The organism is Candidatus Mesenet endosymbiont of Phosphuga atrata, assembly GCF_964020175.1.
Taxonomy (GTDB): domain Bacteria; phylum Pseudomonadota; class Alphaproteobacteria; order Rickettsiales; family Anaplasmataceae; genus Mesenet.
In genome coordinates this window covers 1243083-1265169 of record NZ_OZ026541.1, presented here as the reverse complement: position 1 = coordinate 1265169, position 22087 = coordinate 1243083, and the positions used below count along the sequence as shown (strand labels likewise).

The 22087-nt window shown below is 32.6% G+C and carries 18 protein-coding genes and 1 tRNA gene; 14 read left to right on the top strand and 5 right to left on the bottom strand.

The features are described 5' to 3' along the window. Positions 1-161 precede the first annotated feature (161 nt). A protein-coding gene (prfB, locus tag AACL09_RS06075; protein ID WP_339047779.1) for a peptide chain release factor 2 occupies positions 162-1266 on the top strand; the annotation gives its coding sequence in 2 pieces (ribosomal slippage) (positions 162-236 and positions 238-1266; 1104 coding nt in all). A gap of 141 nt (positions 1267-1407) precedes the next feature. Next, complete coding sequence (locus AACL09_RS06070) at positions 1408-2616, top strand: pyridoxal phosphate-dependent aminotransferase (protein ID WP_339047777.1); 1209 nt, start codon at positions 1408-1410, stop codon at positions 2614-2616. Between the two features lie 481 nt (positions 2617-3097). On the opposite strand, the gene dnaJ is transcribed toward AACL09_RS06070, so the two are convergent. From dnaJ to AACL09_RS06055, 3 genes are all read right to left on the bottom strand, one after another. Continuing rightward, entirely contained in the window at positions 3098-4249 is a 1152-nt protein-coding gene (gene dnaJ, locus AACL09_RS06065) for a molecular chaperone DnaJ (RefSeq protein WP_339047775.1), read from the bottom strand. Positions 4250-4345: 96 nt separating this feature from the next. Next, positions 4346-4972, bottom strand: a complete 627-nt coding sequence (locus tag AACL09_RS06060) for a ribonuclease D (RefSeq protein WP_339047773.1) — start codon at positions 4970-4972, stop codon at positions 4346-4348. Between the two features lie 87 nt (positions 4973-5059). Continuing rightward, positions 5060-6697, bottom strand: a complete 1638-nt coding sequence (locus AACL09_RS06055) for a hypothetical protein (RefSeq protein ID WP_339047771.1) — start codon at positions 6695-6697, stop codon at positions 5060-5062. Between the two features lie 218 nt (positions 6698-6915). Between AACL09_RS06055 and rmuC the strand changes: the two genes are divergently transcribed. Continuing rightward, entirely contained in the window at positions 6916-8205 is a 1290-nt protein-coding gene (gene rmuC, locus AACL09_RS06050; RefSeq protein WP_410519802.1) for a DNA recombination protein RmuC, read from the top strand. Between the two features lie 50 nt (positions 8206-8255). After that, positions 8256-8804 carry a hypothetical protein gene (locus AACL09_RS06045; RefSeq protein WP_339047769.1) on the top strand — a complete coding sequence of 183 codons (549 nt, stop codon included), beginning with the start codon at positions 8256-8258 and terminating at the stop codon, positions 8802-8804. Between the two features lie 147 nt (positions 8805-8951). Here the strand turns inward: AACL09_RS06045 and AACL09_RS06040 are convergent, their stop codons facing one another. Further along, positions 8952-10181, bottom strand: coding sequence for a metallophosphoesterase (locus tag AACL09_RS06040; RefSeq protein WP_339047767.1), 1230 nt, complete (start codon positions 10179-10181; stop codon positions 8952-8954). Between the two features lie 257 nt (positions 10182-10438). Between AACL09_RS06040 and AACL09_RS06035 the strand changes: the two genes are divergently transcribed. From AACL09_RS06035 to AACL09_RS05990, 10 genes are all read left to right on the top strand, one after another. Then, complete coding sequence (locus AACL09_RS06035; protein ID WP_339047765.1) at positions 10439-11527, top strand: ankyrin repeat domain-containing protein; 1089 nt, start codon at positions 10439-10441, stop codon at positions 11525-11527. 142 nt (positions 11528-11669) lie between these two features. Further along, positions 11670-11752: transfer RNA gene (locus AACL09_RS06030), tRNA-Leu, on the top strand. A gap of 19 nt (positions 11753-11771) precedes the next feature. Next, positions 11772-12863: a GTP cyclohydrolase II RibA gene (ribA, locus tag AACL09_RS06025; protein ID WP_339047763.1), complete on the top strand. Its 1092-nt coding sequence runs from the start codon at positions 11772-11774 to the stop codon at positions 12861-12863. An 18-nt stretch (positions 12864-12881) separates the two neighbouring features. Then, positions 12882-13580, top strand: a complete 699-nt coding sequence (locus AACL09_RS06020) for a type IV secretion system protein (RefSeq protein ID WP_339047761.1) — start codon at positions 12882-12884, stop codon at positions 13578-13580. Continuing rightward, the gene (gene virB9, locus AACL09_RS06015) at positions 13567-14361 is read left to right on the top strand and encodes a P-type conjugative transfer protein VirB9 (RefSeq protein WP_339047759.1); all 795 of its coding nucleotides are present in this window, start codon (positions 13567-13569) and stop codon (positions 14359-14361) included. Before AACL09_RS06020 ends, virB9 begins: the two co-directional genes overlap by 14 nt. 12 nt (positions 14362-14373) lie before the next feature. After that, positions 14374-15612 carry a TrbI/VirB10 family protein gene (locus tag AACL09_RS06010; protein ID WP_339047757.1) on the top strand — a complete coding sequence of 413 codons (1239 nt, stop codon included), beginning with the start codon at positions 14374-14376 and terminating at the stop codon, positions 15610-15612. Then, positions 15609-16613: a P-type DNA transfer ATPase VirB11 gene (gene virB11, locus AACL09_RS06005; RefSeq protein WP_339047755.1), complete on the top strand. Its 1005-nt coding sequence runs from the start codon at positions 15609-15611 to the stop codon at positions 16611-16613. The genes AACL09_RS06010 and virB11 overlap by 4 nt, the downstream gene beginning before the upstream one ends. Positions 16614-16632: 19 nt before the next feature. Then, entirely contained in the window at positions 16633-18627 is a 1995-nt protein-coding gene (locus AACL09_RS06000) for a type IV secretory system conjugative DNA transfer family protein (protein ID WP_339047753.1), read from the top strand. Positions 18628-18636: 9 nt separating this feature from the next. After that, positions 18637-19419, top strand: coding sequence for a glutamine synthetase (locus AACL09_RS05995; RefSeq protein WP_339047751.1), 783 nt, complete (start codon positions 18637-18639; stop codon positions 19417-19419). A gap of 183 nt (positions 19420-19602) precedes the next feature. Further along, on the top strand, positions 19603-21120 hold the full coding sequence (locus tag AACL09_RS05990) for an acyl-CoA carboxylase subunit beta (RefSeq protein WP_339047748.1): 1518 nt from the start codon (positions 19603-19605) through the stop codon (positions 21118-21120). A 57-nt stretch (positions 21121-21177) separates the two neighbouring features. On the opposite strand, the gene fmt is transcribed toward AACL09_RS05990, so the two are convergent. Continuing rightward, positions 21178-22086 (bottom strand): methionyl-tRNA formyltransferase, encoded by a 909-nt coding sequence (fmt, locus tag AACL09_RS05985; RefSeq protein WP_339047746.1) that lies wholly within the window; start codon positions 22084-22086, stop codon positions 21178-21180. Position 22087 lies beyond the last annotated feature (1 nt).

Genomic DNA, 22087 nt, shown 5'->3' with positions numbered 1-22087 from the left:
ATAGTATATCAACTTTTTAAATGACATTATAGAAGCTTGACTTTTTTTTTTGTTTGAATACTATCAAACGTATCAGTTCATGTTTTTATGATCAAATTTTTGTTTTGTCTATTGTTATTTTTAATAGTATTAAACATGTTAAATTCTAAAGTTTAAATATTATGAAGGAGAGATTAGAGGTTTTTGAGCATTTTAAAAATCTAAGTAGTAACATTTCCATGATTAAGAGGTGTCTTTGACGTAGAGAGTTTAAGTCTCTCTCTTAAGGAATTAGAATCTAAATGTGCAGATGATTCATTATGGCAAGATGTACAGAGGGCACATGAGCTTTTGAGTAAGAAAGCTAAAATTCAGGAGAGCTTAGGTTCATTCCTGAATTTGGAAAGTGAGTATACCAATAATGTTAATCTTTTGGAATTAGCATTAAATGAAAATGATGATAGTTTCTTTTTTGAAATTAAAGATAATTTATTAAAGCTAGAAAAAAGGATTAAAGATAAAGAAATAGAATGCTTATTTACGGAAACAGTAGATAGCAATAATTGTTACATTGAGATTCATTCAGGTGCTGGAGGGACAGAAAGTAATGATTGGGCTAATATGCTCATGCGCATGTATATTAGATGGGCAGAGAATTATCATAACTTTAAAGTTGAAATTGTAGATAAGCTAGATGGTGATGAAGTGGGAATAAGGTCAGTAACTATAAAGGTTGTTGGTGAAAAAGCCTATGGATGGGCAAAGAGCGAGAGTGGTATACATAGATTAGTAAGAATTTCACCTTTTGATGCAAATGCTAAGCGCCATACTAGTTTTGCAAGCATAGGAGTGTCACCGATCATAGATGCAACAATTGAGGTGCAAATAGATGAAAAAGATTTGCGTGTAGATACTTATAAATCTTCTGGTGCTGGTGGTCAACATGTCAATAAGACAGAAAGTGCTATACGAATTACTCATATCCCTACAGGAATTGTAGTGCAGTGTCAAAATGATCGTTCTCAACACAGAAATCGGGATGAGGCGTTTAAGCTACTTAAAGGTCGTCTTTATCAATTGGAGCTGCAGAAGAGAGAACAAAAAATAGCACAGGAGCATGGTAAAAAATCCACTATTGGTTGGGGAAGTCAGATTAGGTCATATGTAATGAGCCCATATCAAATGGTTAAGGACTTAAGAACCGGATATGAGATAGGTAATATTAATGCAGTTTTGGATGGTAATATTGATCCATTTATTATTGCCTTCTTAACAAATAAAGCTTGAAATTGGGTATGTTGTTTTAGAGAACAACCTAAATTTATTTGTTGTTAGGTCTTATACAATAATTGGTTTTATTGAAATATATAAAATACTTTACAGACAAAAACTTACACTATAATTTTAAACAAGAGTAAGTTTAAGTTTATGTCAAGTATCATTGCAGAAAGGATGTTAAATATAAAATCATCACCAATTCTTAGCATTACCGATAAAGCAAATCAATTGAAAGCTAAGGGCTTAAAGTGTTGTGTAATGAGTGCTGGAGAGCCTGATTTTGATATTCCTGAGCATATAAAACAAGCAGCTATTGCAGCAATTAATAATGGAAAAAATAAATATACATCTGTCAGTGGCACTCAAGAATTAAAAGAGGCAATAATAAATAAGTTTGAGAAAGATAATGGCCTTACTTACAAAGCAAGTCAGATTTGTGTTACTGTAGGAGCTAAGCAAGCGCTCTATAATTTGTTTATGTCAACAATAAATAATGGTGATGAAGTTATAATTCCTGCTCCATATTGGGCTTCTTACGTTGATATGGTAGCTATTTCTGGAGGCAAGTCAGTAATTATTGAATGTAAGCAAGAGAATAATTTTAAATTACTTCCTGCTCTATTGGAAGAAAAGATTACCAGTAAGACAAAATGGCTTATGATTAACTCACCAAGTAACCCAACAGGCACTGTATATACATATGACGACTTAAAAGATATTGCACAAGTTTTATTAAAATATCCACACGTAAACATAGTCACAGATGATATATATGAGCATATTATATATAATAATCAAAAGTTCTTTAACATTGCACAAGTGGAGCCAAAATTATACGAGAGGGTTTTTATAATTAATGGCGCTTCAAAAGCCTATTCTATGACTGGATGGCGTATTGGCTATATTGCAGGGAAGAGTGATGTAATTGATGCAGTCTCTACTATACAATCTCAAAGTACTTCTAATCCAAATTCAATTGCTCAAGCAGCTACTGTAGCTGCACTTAATGGTAGTCATGACTTCTTGAAGGAAAGAGTGGAAGTCTTTAGAAGGCGTAGAGATATGGTAATAGGTAAGCTCCGGGAAATTCCCGGATTATCAGTATTTGTTCCAAATGGTGCATTTTATTTATTTATTTCATGTAATGATTTAATGGGTAGGTGTACAAAGAAAGGTAAATTGATAGAAAATGACTTAAATTTTGCAGAATATCTTTTAGATGATTACTTAGTTGCAGTAGTGCCAGGAGTTGCTTTTGGTATGCAGAACTTCATTAGAATTTCTTATGCAGCCTCTGAAGAGCAATTATCTTACGGCTGCGATCAAATAACTAAAGCATGTAAGAGCTTATACAGGTAGTTTAAATATCCATTAGATTAAGAATAGAGAAGCTGGAAGGAGAAATTGCCTAATAGAATAGCAAAATAAATGGCAATAAAGATAGATTGCACCAAAATGTCTTATTACCACTATCAATCTAAAATCTCTAACTTGATATAAAGGGCTATATACAAGGAAATAGGTATTTGTGTATTTTTAGTATACGAAAAATAATTGAAATTTATCATCTTCTTGTGAAGAAGTGAAAAATTTGAAAAATGTAGGATAAATGTTTATATATAGAAAGTAGAATAGGGATAATAAAAGAGAATTGGAATTGTTGATTTTTATAAACCTTCATTAGACCTGCTGCAAAACAATTACAGTAAAAAATGAAAAGAAAGGAAAGAAGATTTGATAAAATCAAAAAAACCATACCTCAAATTGGGAATGTTCTCTGGATTTTCTCACAATCTTTTAACTTGACGCGTATAGTTTGTTGAATATTTCCCACCTTCTCTTAATTTGAGCGAATATCACTCCAGAAACTTTTAACTTTCTTGAAGAAACTTTCACATTGTGGGCTAGAGTTATTGTTACATTCATCTTCAAATTTTTTCAATAGCTCTTTCTGCTTGTCCGTCAAATTTACTGGTGTTTCTACATTAACTTGAATATACATATCCCCAGTTCTGTTGGTTGAGTTCATATGAGGCATACCCTTTTCTTTAAGACGAAGTTTATCCCCTGTTTGGGTTCCAGCAGGTACTTTTACTTTTGCATGTGTTCCATTAATTGTTGGAACTTCGATCTCTCCACCAAGGGTTGCAAGAGTCATTCTTACCGGAACTTTGCAATATATATCAGCACTCTTTCTTGTAAAGAACTTGTGAGAGGCTATACTGATATAAACATATAAATCACCATTGCCTCCTCCTCTAACGCCAGCTTCACCTTTACCATTTACTCTAATACTATAGCCATCTTCTATACCTTTTGGCACTGTCACTGAAATGTTAACTTCTTCTCTAGTTCGCCCATGACCACCACATTTTTTACATTTATTTTGGATTAATTCGCCTTCACCATTACATATATGGCAAGTTCTTTCAATTGTAAAAAAGCCCTGTTGAGACCTCACTCTACCAACACCACCACATGTATTGCACTGTACTGGTTTTGTTGCTCCTTCACTGCCATTACCGTTACAACCTTTGCATTTAACGTTTGTTGAATAGCGTATAGGTGCATTAATTCCTTTAAAAGCCTCTTCTAACGTTACCTTAAGATCATAACGCAAATCTGAGCCACGAACACCGCTTGCGCGTGCTTTTGAGCCACGTTTTCCTTGCCCAAAACCACCACCAAATATGTCATTGAAGATGTCAGTAAAATCTGCTGCTGAACTAAATCCTTGATTAAAGCCAAATCCTCCATTTCCTCCACCACTAAATGCATCATGACCATATTGATCATAAGCTGCTTTTTTTTCTTTATTAGATAAAACTTCGTATGCTTGACTTATCTCTTTAAATTTCTCTTCTGCAGCTTTATCATCTGGATTTCTATCAGGGTGATACTTCATAGCCATCTTACGATATGCCTTCTTTATTTCATCTTCTGCAGCACCCTTACTGATACCTAGTAACTCATAATAGTCTTTTTTACTCATCTTAAACCTGTATGTGCACAATAATTAAAGGTATATACTCAATCCTAAAATTTCAAGTAACCTTATTAACTATATTACTGTAAATTTAAAATCTTTTTATATTGTTTTTGTTTGATGGCTAAAGATATCAACATTCTCCCATCCAAGAAGATCTAGTTCAATACGAGTTTTGAGAAACTCAAAGCAATCAAGTGCAAGTTTTTTCCTGTTTTCACGTTCCAGCATTGCATCCAGTCTATCCTTTATCTTGTGTAGATACAAAACATCGTTAGCAGCATAATTTAACTGATCTTCAGTTAACTCATCTTTTCCCCAATCAGAAGATTGCTGTTGTTTATTTAGTCTAACGCCAAGCAATTCATTACACAGCTCTTTAAGCCCATGATTATCTGTATATGTGCGTACTAAACGCGAAGCGATTTTTGTACAATAACATGGAAAGGCCCAAACCTTTAAGTAATACCTAAGTATTGCTATGTCAAAACGTGCAAAGTGAAATATTTTTACTATATTTTGATCTTCCAGTAACCTCTTTAAATTAGGAGCACTATAGTCATCCTTAAATTTTACCAAATGCACATTACCTTTCTTATCACAAAGCTGCACAACACATAACCTATCTCGATGATTAATCAGCCCCATAGCCTCCGTGTCAATAGCTACAGATTCTTTAAAAAGAACATCATCTGGCAAATCATCATTGTATACAGATATTCTCGTCATCTATTCTTAAAAATTATTACTATATAATTAAATTGTATTAAAGTAAAGATACTAAAATCTTAAAATATTCTTTCAACAATACCATCATTAATCTGGCATGAAACTTTGATTATCCTTACCTGCTCCACTTTCTATACTAAGTGTACTAACAGATGGTGAAGGCGATGTTTCCCTGCTTTCTTTACTGCTATCATTCTTAGTGAATTTACTTTTTATCTTTTTAAATGAAAATGTCTTTTTTTGCTTCTCATCGCCATCTATCAATCCTTCACTTTTTTCTTTTTCAGAAAATGCATCTACCACCTTCTTACCAAAACTTGTTATTTTTTCCTTGAATTTTTTCTTTGGCTTACCAATACTATCTATTGATCCTTGTGACCTCAAAGAGTTTTTACTACTTGATCTGCTAACCGATTGCTTTTGAGCACTTTTCTCTTTTGATTCTGTAGTTACAATATCATCAGTAAAAGTTTCTTCACTAGCTATACCACTACTAGTTGATGGGCTAGGTGAGACTAAAACTTCACTATGTTCGTTTTGAGGTTGAGATGCATTAGAAGTTTCTTTATCAGTAGTAACGTTCTGATTAGTAGGTCCATCTACTTGTATATCTTGGTCGACACTATTTTGATATTCTTGTTTAACCTCTTGTTCTTTATGTATAAGCTGGTCACTAATTAATATGTCTTTTATGGGGAATTTTTTGTTTACAGAGAATCTAATACCTAAGATATAACATTTCTTGATATTAATACATTGTTCCTCCTGCAGTAGCCCTACTCCAAAGTGTTCATATACCATTTTTCCTTCAACAGAAGATAATCCCTGATCATTAGCTGGACAAAATTTTTGTAAAAATCCCAGTACCTTTTTTAAAGATTCTGATAAAATTTCTTTTACATCTAAAAAAATTAAAAAATCATCATTGGCCTTTAGGTTCTTAAAATATTGAGCAACTGGTTTTTCTTCATTTTTTTCCCACCCACTATAGACGTTTAATGTGCTGCAACTTATCTCAATAAATACATCATTTTTTTGCACGCTTTGAAATTTAAAAATGAATTGATAAGAATCTTCTTTCTTACCTTTATCATTAATTTTTTCAACTTTATTAACACTAAAATCTATTGGCTTATATTTATCACCATCATCTATAATGCCATCCTTTGTGCTTTGTATTATTTCTTCTCTATTAGCATCTATCTTCTTATATTTTTTAATTGAGTAACTTTCAGGAAGAGTAATTGCGATAATATTTTCATTTTTACCAAAGTTTTCAACACTTGGTTGTTGACCAGCAAGATTGTGATAGTTATTGGTTTCACTTTCACCATCTTTAACCATTGTACTTTTGATTTTTTCTACTTCATCTCTAACTCCTTCTACTGGAACTATTTCATTGGTTAATCCGTCTGGGCAAGAAACACTAGAACTTAACGGCTGCTGTTTTTCTTCGTTTGTTTCTTCTTTTTTTACTTCTTCATCAAAATTATTTAAACTAATACTAGAACCAGAACGCTCTACCTTATTATGTTCTTTCTTTTCTCTTATGAGAAGCACAGTAGCTACTAGACAAAGCAGTAATACACCTATTGTACAAGCTAATTCTAGATATATTTCCTCTACTTTTTTCTTTTTATTAACTAACTCTACAGTCAACTTAGCTAATAGTATTGTAGAAAGTAGAACAGTACTGGCATTGACACTTAAAGTCTTTCTTCTCATTCACTATCCCCCCAGTTATTACATTCTCTAGTATAGCAAACAATACTATTTTATGCAATATTTTTAATATATTAACCAAATAAAAACTAGTAGTTACACAAAAAAGTTGTTATTAAGTATAATCTTTCCTTGTTAAGTTTATGCTTACAATAATACTGTTTCTTACAAACATCCTGTCCTTAGCTGGATTAGTTCTAATCTATCTGATAAAGAACAAAATGCTAAATGTCGAGAAGGTGAAGAATGCTCATCTTGAAGGTGAGATAATGCTAATGACAAAAATAGAGCAAGAGCTCTTTGAATTAAAACAGAAATTACTAAACAAAGAAGATGAAATATCTAAGCTCATTATCATAAAAACAGAATTAGAAGTAACTTTAAATAAAGAGCGTAGTGAAAAAGAAAGGGAAATAGAATTGCTTAAAAAAGCAGAGGAAAGACTGACAAACTCTTTTAAAGCATTATCATCTGAAGCTCTACAAGTAAACAACAATACTTTTTTAAGCCTAGCTAAGGAAGTAATCGATAGTAGATTAAAGGAGACAGAAAATGATTTAAATAAAAGGCAAGCAAAAATTAACGATATAGTTATTCCTATAAAAGAAAAGCTAGAAAAATTTGACAGTGAAATCAAGGAGTTAGAAAAAGTAAGAGCTGGGGCATATGAGGGGTTAAAAGAGCAAGTATCAGCTTTGATGCAGCAAACGTCAAGTTTAGCTAATGCTCTTAAAAAACCGCATGTTAGAGGCAGGTGGGGAGAAATGCAGTTAAAAAGAGTAGTAGAAATGGCGGGCATGGTTGAACACTGTGACTTTTTAACTCAGCATTCAGTTATTGGTAAAGATGATAATTTACTACGTCCTGATCTAATAATAAATATGCCATCTGGTAGGAAAATCATAGTAGATGCTAAAGTGCCACTAGATTTTTATCTTGATGCAGTAGAGCAGAATGAATTTGAAGCACAAAAAAATAAGTTGAAAGATCACGCGCAATCAGTAAAGAAGCATTTGTTTGATTTAAGTAAAAAAGAATATTGGAACCAGTTTGAGAACACTCCAGAGTTTGTTGTCTTGTTTTTAACAGGGGAAGGAGTTTTTAGCGCTGCTTTAGAATATGAACCATCATTGATAGAAATGGGTGTTGAGAAAAAAGTTCTAATTGCAACACCAATTACGCTTATTGCTCTGCTTAGAGCTGTAGCTTATGGTTGGAAGCAGGAGGTCATTGCCGAGAATGCAAAAAAGATTAGTGAGCTGGGCCATACACTATATGAACGCTTATGTACTATGAGCGAGAATTTTGATCATTTACGCAAAAGTTTAAAAAGCACTGTTGATAATTATAACAAAACTGTAGGTTCACTTGAAGGGCGAGTATTCCCTGCTGCTCGTGAATTTAACAAACTTGGAATATCTTATAAAGAAAAAAGCATAAAACCAGCAGAAGAATTGGATAACCTACCACGTAACCTCTATTCTTCTGAGTTGCAAGAGGAAAATATTTGATTTTTTTCACTCTATATGCTATATTAAATACATAATCATATAGTAAAAACATGTCTGAGTTTGATCATGCAATGCAGGGGCAAAATATAGCAGCTTTGCAATCAATGCGCCATCATCAGGATGCATCCAGTGAAGGTCCAGGAAGTGGCTTTGGGTTTGATAGTAGTTTTGCATGGTTTTTAAAAAGTGGGCTTTATGATTATTCTGCAGCTATAACAGGAAATATTGATAGTGTAATGCAATCATTACTTAACTCCATATTTCCAGAGCAGTGGTTATCAATTTTTAGTCAAGGAAATCCAAATATCACTCTTCTTGGTTTTCCAGTACTAATAAAACCTTCAGAACAAGGTGGTGATGATGGATTTGGCGCAGAAGCTGGTCAAATGCAAGAATCAGATGGTGAGTCTGGCTACGGTTCTGATGATGATGTACGTAGTTTTATGGATGATTATCCAAATGTTAATCACAATATTATGGATACTTTAGGCGGAGATGGTCACGATTTTAGTCATATGCAGTATAGTCCAATGCAGGATTATGATCATGCGCCAATTATGCCGCAGCAAGAGGAAGATAGAGGATATAGTATAAGTTAATCAGAATTTAAGAATATACAGATCAATATCAGACTGTATAAGCGTAAAAATTAACTGTGTTAAAGTCAGGCTTATGATTAAAAAGTCAGTTAAGATAACTAAAACAGCACTTGTTATAAACACATGTAAGCGCTTTTTCAATCTACTTTAACTCTTAAAACCAAAATCTTCTGTTAGATTTGCAAAGTAAGTTTCATTATTATTTTCATCATAAAAAGATATCTTATGTTCATCTAAATCAAGTATAGCAAAACCAAAGCCATGTAAAGTCCTTATCTCTTGAGCCTTTGCACCTTCAAGATCAACTCCATATAAAATAGGTTTTTGGTTTTGTGAGTAGAGCAAGGAACCACCATTCCCAACCATAACCTGTGTTGGTTTTTCCTTCATGAAGATAATTTGCGCAATGTGAACATGACCTGAAATAATTGCTGAAATATTTGCAGAAAACCTACTACCAAACGCTTTCACTTGTGCTATATTGCCATCATGATAAAAAATTGCACTTTTTTTTGCATGACTCCACAAGGGTCTGTGAGTTAAAAACCATGCAGGCTTAGAGTTATTATTCTGAAGTAGAAAATCAAATTGTTCATTGAAAGTTTTTATTTGCTCTTCGGTATAATCACTATCTTTACCGTAGGAAGAGTCAAAAACATCAAGTTGTATTGGTCCAGCATCAAATACCCAACTAGGAATATAGTCTGAACACTTTGCTGATGAAAAATCATTTGGGTCAAAATACCTAAACCATCCTTCATAAGCCCTTGAGCATCCTTCATGATTGCCACGTAAAAATAAAAATGGAGACAGTACTGAGATATCCTTAGCTGGATCAAACCACTCACTGTACCATGCATCACTGCCATAATTATACGCCTGATTACATTTTTGACCACTTTTACAGGTTTTCTCTCGGTAATGATAGTCACCCACATGAACGATCAAATCGGGATTATGAGCTGAGATAGAACTTAAAATTAAGGTAAGTGGCCATTCTTTTGTAGAATTACATGCTTGCTCAACTAAGTTAGTTACTCGACACCCTGTATCACCAATAAATGCAATTTTCTTTATTTGCGCTGAAAGGGTAGGAATTTGATGATCATCGATTATGATTTCCTCTGTCTCTTTGGGTAGAGACAATTCACAAACTTTCTCAGTGAATTTCTTCTCCACAGGTAACGCACGTTCATTCATAAGTATTTCTTCACCATCAACGCATGCGATAGGGCAATCTCTATCATCAACAATAGCACGTACACTTATCATATTACCAGGTATAACCTGAGACCATGAGTAAATAACTTTTGCTTCTAGATGAAAAGGTAGAAGAAAAGCAAATAATATAAAAAAATGATTGGTTAATTTAATCACTTTAATTCCTTGCATTCAAAACAGAAATGGAATATTCATAATAATCTATATTATAGATTTTATACCTTAAGTAAAACTTATTGTTTATTTTATGGCATCATAGCTAAAATGGTAGTTGTAAAATACCTTAAATCTGAGAAATAAATAGTTCCACAGCTTTATAATTATTATTTTAATAATATTTTTAATATATCAAGATTGATTTTAGTTAAAAAATAATATATAATTGTATTATTATTAATAAATAAGCATAAAACATGATATCCCCACAATCACAAAAACTCTTTGATGCCATAAATGCTGTTGATCCCATAGAAAATACAGAAATAAAAGATCTTATAAAAATTTTTAAAGAAGCGTTAGCAGAAGGAGCTGATGTTAATGCTAAAAATGATTATGGTAATACTCCTTTGACCAACATCATAAATCTACTTCCAATTGCTGGTAATAGTGATGAAATATATTATAAGATGATAGATCTACTCTTAGGAGATGAAAGATTAGATCCAAATATTAGGAATAATGATGAAAAAAGTGCTTTAGATCTTGCAGCTATACGTTTTCTAGATAAGGCCGTTAAGAAGTTGTTAGATTGCGAAAGAATTAGTGTTTGTACTAAAGATAGAGCAGTGCAAGAAATAGAGAAGATGCAGCATGAGCAAGCCTCAGCAATAAAAGAACAAATAACAGAAAGTATAGACAAAAATCCATTAATTAGTGCTATTAAGAGCGGTTATTTGCAAAAGGTCAAAGAATTGTTAAATGGCCTTGATAAAAAGCAGAATGATGTAATTGAATATGCACTAATGCAAGCTGCTAGAAAGGGCTATAAAGATATTGTAAATGCATTGATAGAAGCTAAAGCTAATGTCGATGCTCAGAATAAATGTGGTGCAACAGTACTAATGTTTGCTGTTTTTGGTAACAATAAAGACACTGTTAATGTATTGATAAAAGCTGGTTGTGATGTTAATTCTCAGTATGAAGATGGTGCAACAGCACTAATACTTGCTGCTCAAAGTGGCTATACAGCAATTGTAAAAAGGCTAATTGCAGCCGATGCTCAGATAAATGTGCAGAGACAAGATGGTTGGACAGCGCTAATGCTTGCTGCTAAAAAGGGCTATAAAGATACTATAGAAGAGTTAATAAAAGCTGGCGCTGTTATGGATTTACAAAATCAAAGTGGTAAAACAGCGGAAGATATAGCTAATGAAAATAGCCATAAGGAAGTTGCAAAAATTCTACGAAGACAGCGTGTATCTGCTGTATTAAATGAACCAAATGTTACTTTACAACAAGGCTGTCAAGAGAGAGAAAATGCAACTTGCTGTACTATTCTATAATTTTTAATTTCCCTTTTAAAAATTAAGATTTTTACTGCTTTTGAAGGTATTTTATTTATATTTTTTACTATTAAAGGATCAGCTACTTGATTGTTATAGTTGCAGTTGTTTAGATGGTAAGGTATCATTTAATTTTTAAATAGCGGTCGTGGTGGAATTGGTAGACACGCAGCGTTGAGGTCGCTGTGGTTTATAGCCTTGGAAGTTCGAGTCTTCTCGACCGCACAAAATATACCTAAAAATTATGACATTTTACAATAAAGAGAAAAATAGTGTTGAAAGGGCATTAGGTGAAATAAGGCGCGGTATGCCAATAATTATATTTGATCATGACTCTTACATCTTACTTGCTGCTGTTGAGATATTAGAAGAGGATTTATTTGAGAAATATAAAATAATTACAAGCAACATCTATGTTGTAATTACTGCAAATAAATTACAGCATATGACAAAAGATTATGATATTGGCAAAGAAAAATTTTTTCGACTACAGATAGACAATTTTGAAGACTTAAGTGATATTTTAAATTGGCATAAGCAGAAGAATTATCAAATACAGAATATAAAAAAACATAAAGCGCTTGATGAATATGCCATTAGTCTACTGAAAATGACAGAATTACTTCCACTTGCTCTAGCAGTAGATATGGAATTTGAAAACGATATGGCAATGCAGAAATGGTGTAGTGAAAATGATGTAATATGTCTAAAAAAATCTAATATTATAAATTACAAACAAAATAATGATTTGTATGAAGTATGTAAAACACCATTATTGTTAAGTAATTGTAAAGAAGTAAGTGTTATAGTATATAGAACTGTTTGCAATAGTAAGGAACATTACGCAATTATAATTGGTAAGCTAGATTATAGTGAACCTCTAGTGAGGGTGCACTCTTCATGTTATACTGGAGATTTATTAAAAAGCCTCTCATGTGACTGTTATAATCAACTGCATGATGCTATAGCTATGATGGCAAATACGGATGGAGGGATTATATTGTATTTAAATCAAGATGGGAGAGGCATTGGTTTAATTAATAAGTTAAGAGCATATAGCTTGCAGATGAATTACAAATTTGATACTGTAGACGCAAATGCAATATTAGGATTTGATGACGATGAAAGAGATTTTGTACATGCAGCTAATATTCTTAAAAAATTAGATATAGTAAAAATTTACCTACTCACAAATAATCCCAAAAAGGTAATAGAATTGGAAAGATATGGAATTCAGATAATAAAAAGAGTAGAACTTATCACACAGTATAACCAATATAATGATTCGTATATACAAACAAAATTTAAACGTTTAGGTCATATTGAACCTAAGTAAGATTCTAAGTAGGATGCCATGTTCAAGTTTTTTAAAAAAAAGAACGATATAAAAAATAGTGATAACAATACTGAGCATCAGCAAAATAACTGGTATTCAAACCGCTACAATCTAATAGTAATACAGAGGAATGTTTTGCTCCTATTGTTGTTATTATTATTCGGAGTAATAACAACAAGTATTGTAATCATTTTGAAAATCAGTACAAGTAAGACTATAGAACCATTTGTTGTAGAAATAGAAAAGAAGTCCGGTATAGTGACTTTAGTAAATCCAATAACAGTGAAACAATATTCTGCTGATGAAGTTCTAAACAATCACTTTATTGTAGAATACATTAGGACACGTGAGCTTTTCGATCCTAATAATTTTCAATATAATTATCATATAAAAGTTAGGATGTTTTCTACTCAAAAAATTTACACTGAATTTAGAAATTTTATAAATCCAAACAACGCAAATAGTCCCGTTAATCTATATGCAAATGTGAGCGATAGCGAGTTGAAAATTCGTTCTATTCAGAATTTGAGTCCCGGTCAAGTACAAGTAAGATTTACTCTAGAATTTAATGAAAAAAATGGTAATATCATAAAAAAGGATAAAATTGCTATTTTAGCATTTGAATATGTATCTATGGAAATGAATGAGCAGCAAAGATATATTAATCCTTTGGGTTTTCGTATAACTTATTACAGGTCAGATAATGAGTTTTTATAAAATATTATTAAGTTTTTGTCTATTTGTTAGCACAGGTACATCAGCAGCTATAGCTTTAGATCGTGATGTGCCCATTGCAGTAGATAGTAGGGTAAAAACTTTTGTATATAGCCCAAATGAGGTTTTTACAGTAGTTTTAAGTTACGGTTATCACTCTTATATTGAATTTGATGAAGGAGAGTTAGTCCAAACAATTGCTATGGGTGATTCGGTAAGTTGGAAAGTGAGAAATATCGGTAACAGACTTTTTATAATGCCAGTTGAACCAAATGGTAAAACAAACATGATTGTAATTACCAGCAAAAGAAGGAGCTATGTATTTGATATCATATGCAAGGCTGACTTTACTAAGCAGGTAAGTCAAAATTATGATTTTTCTGCAGAAAGGGACTTATCATATATAGTACGCTTTTATTATCCAAAAAATGAAAATGAATTTGATTATGATAAGCCTACAGCTACTACACCAGTGGAGATGCACTACAGTGAAGAAAAATTAGACAAAATAATAGAAATAAACAACACAAAATATAACTACATTTATAATGCAGGAGAAAATAGTGATGATATAGTACCGAATGAATTGTTTGATGATGGGTCTTTAACATATTTTAAATTTAAAGATGATAACATACCAAAAATTTTTATAAAAGATAAAAAGGGTAATGAAGTGCCATGCAAAATGTTATCATTTAATGATTACATTGTAATAAAAGGAGTGCATAAAAGATTACTTATGCGTTATAAAAGTAAATACGTTGAAGTTGTAAATAATAGCTAAAGTGGTTAAGTTATGGTAGATGATAATGATACTAAAAGAGATAGTGAATTACAACAATCAGAAATTGAAAGCAGTGTTAATATTGTTGGTGTAAGTAGGAAAAAAAGAATAGTAATACTAGCCATTATGTTGTTAGCTGGTGGTTTGATATATCATTTGTACTCTGATACTGATAAAGTTCAAGAGGAGCAAAAACAAGATATTAATAAATTAATTGAAGAATCTGAACAAGTTCCACAAGAAATTTTCCCTCCTGTAGTAGTTCCAAATCAGCTACCGGAATTACCACCAATAGTTATGCCTTCAGTAATACCTTCGTTGCCTTCTCCTGTTTTAGAAAAACCTAAAATTCCTAATTTATCTAAAATGTCTGAATCTGCTGGTCAAATTCCTACTCCACCTAAGTCAACAATCACACCTCAAATTTCACATTTACCTCTTGGAACTAGCAGTTATTCACGAGAGAGAAGAGGTACACAAATGCTAGTAATGAGCAATGATAGGTCATTATCGTCAAATAGCAATGAAGATAGCGGTAACAAAAAGAAAGGCACTATTTCACATACTATGCAAAAAACTGCAGCAACACAATCAAGCGCAACAAGTATGGGGCTATTGAATTTTATTATTGCTCAGGGAAAAATAATTGATGCAGTACTAGAAACGTCAGTTAACACCGATTTAACTGGAATGATACGTGCTATAATTAGTCGAGATGTTTATGCTGAAGCAGGAGATATAGTGCTAATTCCTAAGGGATCAAGATTAATAGGGCAGTACTCATTTGACAATCAGCCTGGGCAAAGGCGCATTGATATTATATGGAATAGAATAATGCTGCCTCATGGAGTAGACATTGCAGTGAATTCTCCTGGTATAGATGAACTTGGTAGACAAGGATTATCAGCTATTGTCGATGATAAGATATATGATGCACTAATTTCTACAATACTTTTAGCTGGAGTTTCATTTGGCACAGCTTATTCAGCTTCACAAATAGGGGAAGCAAATCAGGCTATTACAATTGTAACTGACCCTGATGGTAAGCAGAAAACTACTGCTCCTCTTTTAACTCAAACAATATCGCAAGCCATTAATGATGTTTCTAATTCTATAAAAAATATTATTAACAGATATACAAATACAAAGCCAACAGCGTATATTGATCAAGGTACTTTAGTTAAAATATTTGTAAATCAAGATATCTTTTTCCCTCCTGAAGCAATAAAATTAACAAAAATTATACAATGAGTCAAAGTGAAGAAGCATTAAACACATATCTCAAACCGTTAGAGGCAATTTTTAAAGAAGAAGGGGTTAATGAGATCTCAATTAATAAGCCAGGCGAAGTATGGATAGAAAAATATGGTGAGGTAAGATGTGATGCAGTACCAAGCATTGATTTTAATCATCTAAGGCAATTAGGGCAGTTAATAGCACAAAATACTTCTCAGGAAATCAGTGCAGAAAGACCACTTCTTTCTGCAACTTTACCTAATGGTTATCGTATACAAGTGGTATTTCCACCAGCTTGTGAGACAAGTACAATAGTTATGTCTATTAGAGAACCTTCAGCAATGCAGTTAACTCTTGATGAGTATGAAAAAAAAGGAGCATTTTCAAATACTATTACTGAAAATATAGAAGATGGCACTGAAACTGTTTTAAGTTCTTTATTGCAACAGAAGAAAGTAAAAGATTTTTTGCAGTATGCAATAAAGAGTAAAAAAAACATTATAATTAGTGGTGGTACTTCAACTGGTAAAACTACTTTTACTAATGCTGCTTTGCGTACTATTCCACAAAATGAAAGATTAATTACTGTTGAAGATGCAAGAGAAGTTGTACTTAATGATCACCCAAATAGAGTGCATCTTATTGCTTCAAAAGGAGGGCAAGGCAGAGCAAAAGTAACTACACAAGATTTAATAGAAGCATGCTTACGTTTAAGGCCTGATAGGATTATAGTTGGAGAGTTACGTGGGGTTGAAGCGTTTAGTTTTCTACGTGCCATTAATACAGGTCATCCAGGTTCCATATCTACTTTACATGCAGATACCCCAAGAATGGCACTTGAACAATTAAAGCTAATGGTTATGCAAGCAAATATTGGTATTCCACCAGAACAAATAATGGAATATATTATAAATGTAGTTAATATAGTAATTCAATTAAAACGAGCAATCAATGGTATAAGATATGTATCCGAAATATTGTTTACTAGTACTTTACGTCAAAATATTTATAAATAGCTAAGTCAGGATTATACTTATGAGTCAGAAAGGTCAAGGGACAAATCATGTACGTAATATTTTAGCAGCAAGTATAATACTTATTACTGTACTGGAATTTTGTTTTTATATTTCTGGTATATTATTTGTTCTTTTTGTATGGGGTCCCGATTATGTGGATTTTAAAGCTATAAATCCAAGTTTAACTCAATTTCCAGATCGGTTGTGGCCAACAATCCTTGTTTATATTGCGGATGCTTGGAACAATCCAAGCAACTACAGTTTCATGATAAAAGTTAAATTGCTTATATCTGCTACAATTCCATTTTTAATTTTGACCGTAATATTGTGGAACATGAGGGAAACAATAATTGAGTGGAGGTTGTTTAAGAAAAAGGAATCCTTACATGGAGATTCAAAATGGGCATTAGAGAAGGATATACGTAAAGCTGGTTTAAGAAGCAAAAAGGGGATACTTCTTGGTAAAGATAAAAAAGGTTATTTTATTGCAAGTGGGTATCAACATGCACTACTATTTGCGCCAACAGGATCTGGTAAAGGTGTAGGGTTTGTAATTCCAAATTTACTATTTTGGACTGATTCTGTGATTGTACATGATATAAAACTGGAAAACTATGAATTGACAAGTGGATGGAGAAAGCAACAAAAACAAGAAGTTTTTGTCTGGAATCCAGCCCAACCCGATGGGGTTAGCCACTGTTATAATCCCCTAGATTGGATTAGCAGTAAACCAGGACAAATGGTAGATGATGTGCAAAAAATAGCCAATCTTATAATGCCTGAACAAGATTTTTGGCAAAACGAAGCACGTAGTTTATTTGTAGGTGTAGTGCTTTATCTACTTGCTGCTCCAGAAAAAGTTAAATCTTTTGGAGAAGTAGTACGTACAATGCGTAGTGATGATGTTGTGTATAATCTTGCTGTTGTTTTAGACACTATAGGAAAAATAATACACCCTGTAGCATATATGAATATTGCAGCTTTTTTGCAAAAAGCCGATAAAGAAAGATCTGGTGTTGTATCCACTATGAACTCTTCTTTGGAACTTTGGGCAAACCCTTTAATAGATACTGCAACTGCATCAAGTGACTTTAATATTCAAGATTTTAAAAGAAAAAAGGTTTCAGTATATGTTGGCTTAACACCTGATAACTTAAATAGGTTGCGACCGCTAATGCAGGTTTTTTACCAACAAGCAACAGAGTTCTTATGTAGGCGTTTACCTACAGAAGATGAGCCGTATGGAGTATTGTTCTTAATGGATGAGTTCCCAACTCTTGGAAAGATGGAACAATTCCAAACAGGAATAGCATATTTTCGTGGTTATAATGTAAGGTTGTTTTTAATAATTCAAGATACAGAGCAATTAAAAGGGATATATGAAGAAGCAGGAATGAATTCTTTTTTGTCAAATTCTACCTATAGAATAACTTTTGCTGCAAATAATATTGAAACAGCTAATTTAATATCACAATTGATAGGTAATAAGACTGTACAACAGGAATCACTTAATAGACCTAAATTCTTAGACTTAAATCCAGCCTCAAGATCGCTACATATTTCAGACACACAAAGGGCTCTTTTATTACCACAAGAGATTATTATGTTGCCGCGTGATGAGCAGATAGTGCTAGTAGAATCAGCATATCCAATTAAATCTAAGAAAATTCAATACTATTCTGATAAAATGTTCACGCGAAGGTTGTTTAAGAAAACCTTTATCCCTGTGCAAGAGCCTTATGATCCAAATAATTCTTCTTTGAGAGTTAAAGAAAACAAAAAAGATGATGATTCTTTAGTAAAAGATGTTGATGAATTACCACCTTTAGATGAAAAGCAAGAGCAAAATTCTATAGATGAAGATGATCAACTTGAAGATATATATGATGAAGAAAATAGTAATTATGAAGAAGAAGATTATGAAGGTAATATAGAAGAGAGATATGAAAGCGATGATTATATAGAAAATAATGTAGAAGAAGATCACGAATATAGTGAAAAGCCTAAAGAATAGTAAAATACTATGTTGGGTGAGCTTTTAGAGTATATAAATAAAAGGTTAGGGTTATTTCCTGTATTTGGTATTGAACTTGAATTTTATGTAGAAGAAGTAGACCAGAGAAAGATAGATCTTCTCTTTACAAAAGTAAGTGAAAACATGAATGTATCTTTCAACAAAGAGATTTTTGAGCATCAATATGAACTAAAAACTTCTTCCTATACAAAATTAAAAGTTCTAGTACAGCATTTAAATTTAGTAAAAGAAATCATTTTTGAACGAATTGGTAGTTTAAAAGGTAAAGTTAGTTTTGAGGCAAAACCTTATATAAATAAAGCAGGCAGCGCACTAAATGTACATATAAATCTACTAGACTTTAATAATCGTAATGTGTTCGCTGATCCCAATTTGCAGCAAAAGAGTTGCTTCCTATATAGCATTGGTGGACTGTGTGCCTTGATGAAAAAACACATGCTTTGTTTTGCTCCAAATGATAGTTCATATCTTAGATACAAATACCCTGATATCAACACACCCACTACTGTCAGTTGGGGAGGAAACAATAGAACTACTGCAATTAGATTACCATATACTGCAGGTGATAAACAAAAATGTAGATTAGAGCATAGAGTCCCTGGAGCAGATAGTGATGGTGAAACGGTATTTACTGCATTACTTAAAGGTATCATTTATGGAATTGAAGAAAAAGTTAGCCCTCCTTCTAAAGTTTATGGTATTGCTTCTGATCCTCAATATAGTATGGATAAATTACCACTTAGCATAAATGAAGCCATGCTAGATATGTAATAAAAATACTTATTGGTCATGGTAACAACAGTAGTATCAAAAATATGGATTTAGGTTCACAAACAATGTCATCTGTAAAAACATTGATAAAGCAGCAAAAAAATCATCTTAAAGTATTTTTCAAATTAGCTATACATTTAATTCTTAACATACTAAACTTTCAGTAGTTAATTTTATAAAAACATGAGCTTCTGTGCTTTAGATGATAAAAGGTGTGAATCACAAAAAGGTGGTGGTGATTTAAAAATTGAAGCACAACATAAAAAAGGAAAACTCACAGCAAGAGAAAGAATAGATATCTTATTTGATAAAAATTCTTTTCAAGAATACGACGCATTTGCTGAGCATAGGTCAGAAAATTTTGGCATGGCTAAAATCCCAGGAGATGGAGTCATAACTGGTTGTGGTAAAATAAATGGCAGAATTGTTTTTGCTTATGCCCAAGATTTTACAGTGTTTGGCGGTTCTTTAGGTCAAACACACGCAAATAAAATATGTAAAATAATGGACAAGGCACTAAGTGTACGTGCTCCAATTATTGGTTTAAATGATTCAGGTGGTGCTCGTATCCAAGAGGGAATAGATTCTTTATCGGGGTACGGAGAAATTTTTCAAAGAAATGTAGATGCATCGGGAATAATACCTCAAATATCTTTAATTATGGGCCCATGTGCAGGTGGTGCAGTTTACTCCCCAGCTCTAACTGACTTTGTCTTTATGGTAAAGGATACTTCGTACATGTTTGTTACTGGACCTGACGTTGTAAAAAAGGTCACATATGAAGATGTAAGTTATAAAGATCTAGGTGGGGCAAAAGTTCATGAAAATAAAACGGGAATTGCTGACCTTGTGTTTACAAATGATATTGAAGCTTTAATACAAGTACGTCAGTTTTTAAGTTTTTTACCGGACAACAATAGTAAATCCCCAATTTTTAGACCAACCTCAGATCCAGTAGATTATATAGACGACTCCTTAAACACTTTAATCCCATCTAATTGCAATGTACCATATGATATGTACGAACTTATCGAAAAGATTTGTGATGAGAGAGTATTTTGCGAAATAAAACCTAATTTTGCTCGTAACATTATTATTGGGTTTGGTAGAATAGGAGGCAATACTGTAGGAATAGTTGCCAACCAACCCATGCAGCTTGCAGGTTGCTTAGATGTAAATGCATCATGTAAAGCAGCAAGATTTATACGTTTTTGTGATGCATTTAACATTCCAATTATAACCTTAATTGATGTGCCAGGCTTCTTACCGGGAACAAATCAGGAACATAATGGCATAATAAAACATGGCGCTAAATTGCTTTACGCATATGCAGAAGCAACAGTACCAAAGATTAGCGTGATAACACGCAAAGCATATGGTGGCGCTTATATTGTAATGAATTCAAAGCATTTAAGAGGTGATATCAACTACGCTTGGCCTAGTACAGAGATAGCTGTTATGGGATCTGAAGGAGCAGTAGAAATAATCTTTAGGCAAGAAAAAGATCCTGAGAAGATAAAATCACTAGTACAAGAATATCGTACAAAATTTGCCAACCCTTTTCTTGCTGCATCACGTGGGTTTATTGATGATATAATCTACCCAAGTCATACCAGAAACTGTCTATACAATTCCTTAGAGATGCTCAAAAATAAAAAAACTAGCAAGCCTTGGCGCAAGCACGATAATTTACCAATTTAGTCCATAACTTCTAGTTACTTTGGTTGTATGAATCTAACCAGCTTTAAATTAAAGTCTTCACAAAATTTCCATCTCTTGTATGGAGTGACCACGAGTAAAATCATCAACTGTACATGCTTTTTTTCCTTCTATTTGTAAAATTTTAGGAACTAGTATGCTATTACCACTCAACTTTATGTGCATGTTACAGTTTATAATTGTACCTGGTTTTATATCTTGTTTATTATCATCTTCATAATAGCTAGCATCTAATATCTTTACCCGCTTATCACCTAAATAAAAAAAAGCCTTTGGATATAGAGCTTTAATTTTTCGACATGCAACTTCAGCACTATCATACAGATAGATTTTATAATCTTCTATTTTATTTGCATATGATACTCCATTTGTACACTGCTTTTTAGGAATTAATTTATTAATATTACTCAGCACTTGTAAAAGTAACTCACTTCCCAATATCGATAGCTTATTATGTAAAGTTTGGTAATTATCTATTGTATTTATATTAATACTACGCTGCATGAATATTGGACCTGCATCTAGGTGTTCGTCCACCTGCATTATTGTTACTCCAGTTTCTTTATCTCCTGTTAAAATTGCATATTGAATTGGAGCAGCACCACGCCACCTTGGCAATAAAGATGGATGTATATTAATACATCCATACTTTGGAATATTAAAAAGTAATTTAGGCAAAATCAAACCATAAGCAACCACTATGGCTATATCAGAATGTAAATTGCGAAATATTTCTATTTCATCACTTGTTTTAAAAGAAGATGGGATACAAACGTTAATGTTATTTTGATCTGCAATTGTGTGTACAGGAGTTTTAGTAATTTTTTGCCCGCGACCTGCAGATTTAGGAGATTTAGTATAAACGGCAACTATATTATATTTCGCCTCAATTAATGATAATAGCGGAGTAATAGCAAAGTTTGGTGACCCCATGAAAACTATTCTCAAT

Coding starts and splice junctions, on each gene's coding strand:
- AACL09_RS06070 (WP_339047777.1), top strand. CDS start 1,408: ATGTCAAGTATCATTGCAGAAAGGATGTTAAATATAAAATCATCACCA.
- dnaJ (WP_339047775.1), bottom strand. CDS start 4,249: ATGAGTAAAAAAGACTATTATGAGTTACTAGGTATCAGTAAGGGTGCT.
- AACL09_RS06060 (WP_339047773.1), bottom strand. CDS start 4,972: ATGACGAGAATATCTGTATACAATGATGATTTGCCAGATGATGTTCTT.
- AACL09_RS06055 (WP_339047771.1), bottom strand. CDS start 6,697: ATGAGAAGAAAGACTTTAAGTGTCAATGCCAGTACTGTTCTACTTTCT.
- rmuC (WP_410519802.1), top strand. CDS start 6,916: ATGCTAAATGTCGAGAAGGTGAAGAATGCTCATCTTGAAGGTGAGATA.
- AACL09_RS06045 (WP_339047769.1), top strand. CDS start 8,256: ATGTCTGAGTTTGATCATGCAATGCAGGGGCAAAATATAGCAGCTTTG.
- AACL09_RS06035 (WP_339047765.1), top strand. CDS start 10,439: ATGATATCCCCACAATCACAAAAACTCTTTGATGCCATAAATGCTGTT.
- ribA (WP_339047763.1), top strand. CDS start 11,772: ATGACATTTTACAATAAAGAGAAAAATAGTGTTGAAAGGGCATTAGGT.
- AACL09_RS06020 (WP_339047761.1), top strand. CDS start 12,882: ATGTTCAAGTTTTTTAAAAAAAAGAACGATATAAAAAATAGTGATAAC.
- virB9 (WP_339047759.1), top strand. CDS start 13,567: ATGAGTTTTTATAAAATATTATTAAGTTTTTGTCTATTTGTTAGCACA.
- AACL09_RS06010 (WP_339047757.1), top strand. CDS start 14,374: ATGGTAGATGATAATGATACTAAAAGAGATAGTGAATTACAACAATCA.
- virB11 (WP_339047755.1), top strand. CDS start 15,609: ATGAGTCAAAGTGAAGAAGCATTAAACACATATCTCAAACCGTTAGAG.
- AACL09_RS06000 (WP_339047753.1), top strand. CDS start 16,633: ATGAGTCAGAAAGGTCAAGGGACAAATCATGTACGTAATATTTTAGCA.
- AACL09_RS05995 (WP_339047751.1), top strand. CDS start 18,637: ATGTTGGGTGAGCTTTTAGAGTATATAAATAAAAGGTTAGGGTTATTT.
- AACL09_RS05990 (WP_339047748.1), top strand. CDS start 19,603: ATGAGCTTCTGTGCTTTAGATGATAAAAGGTGTGAATCACAAAAAGGT.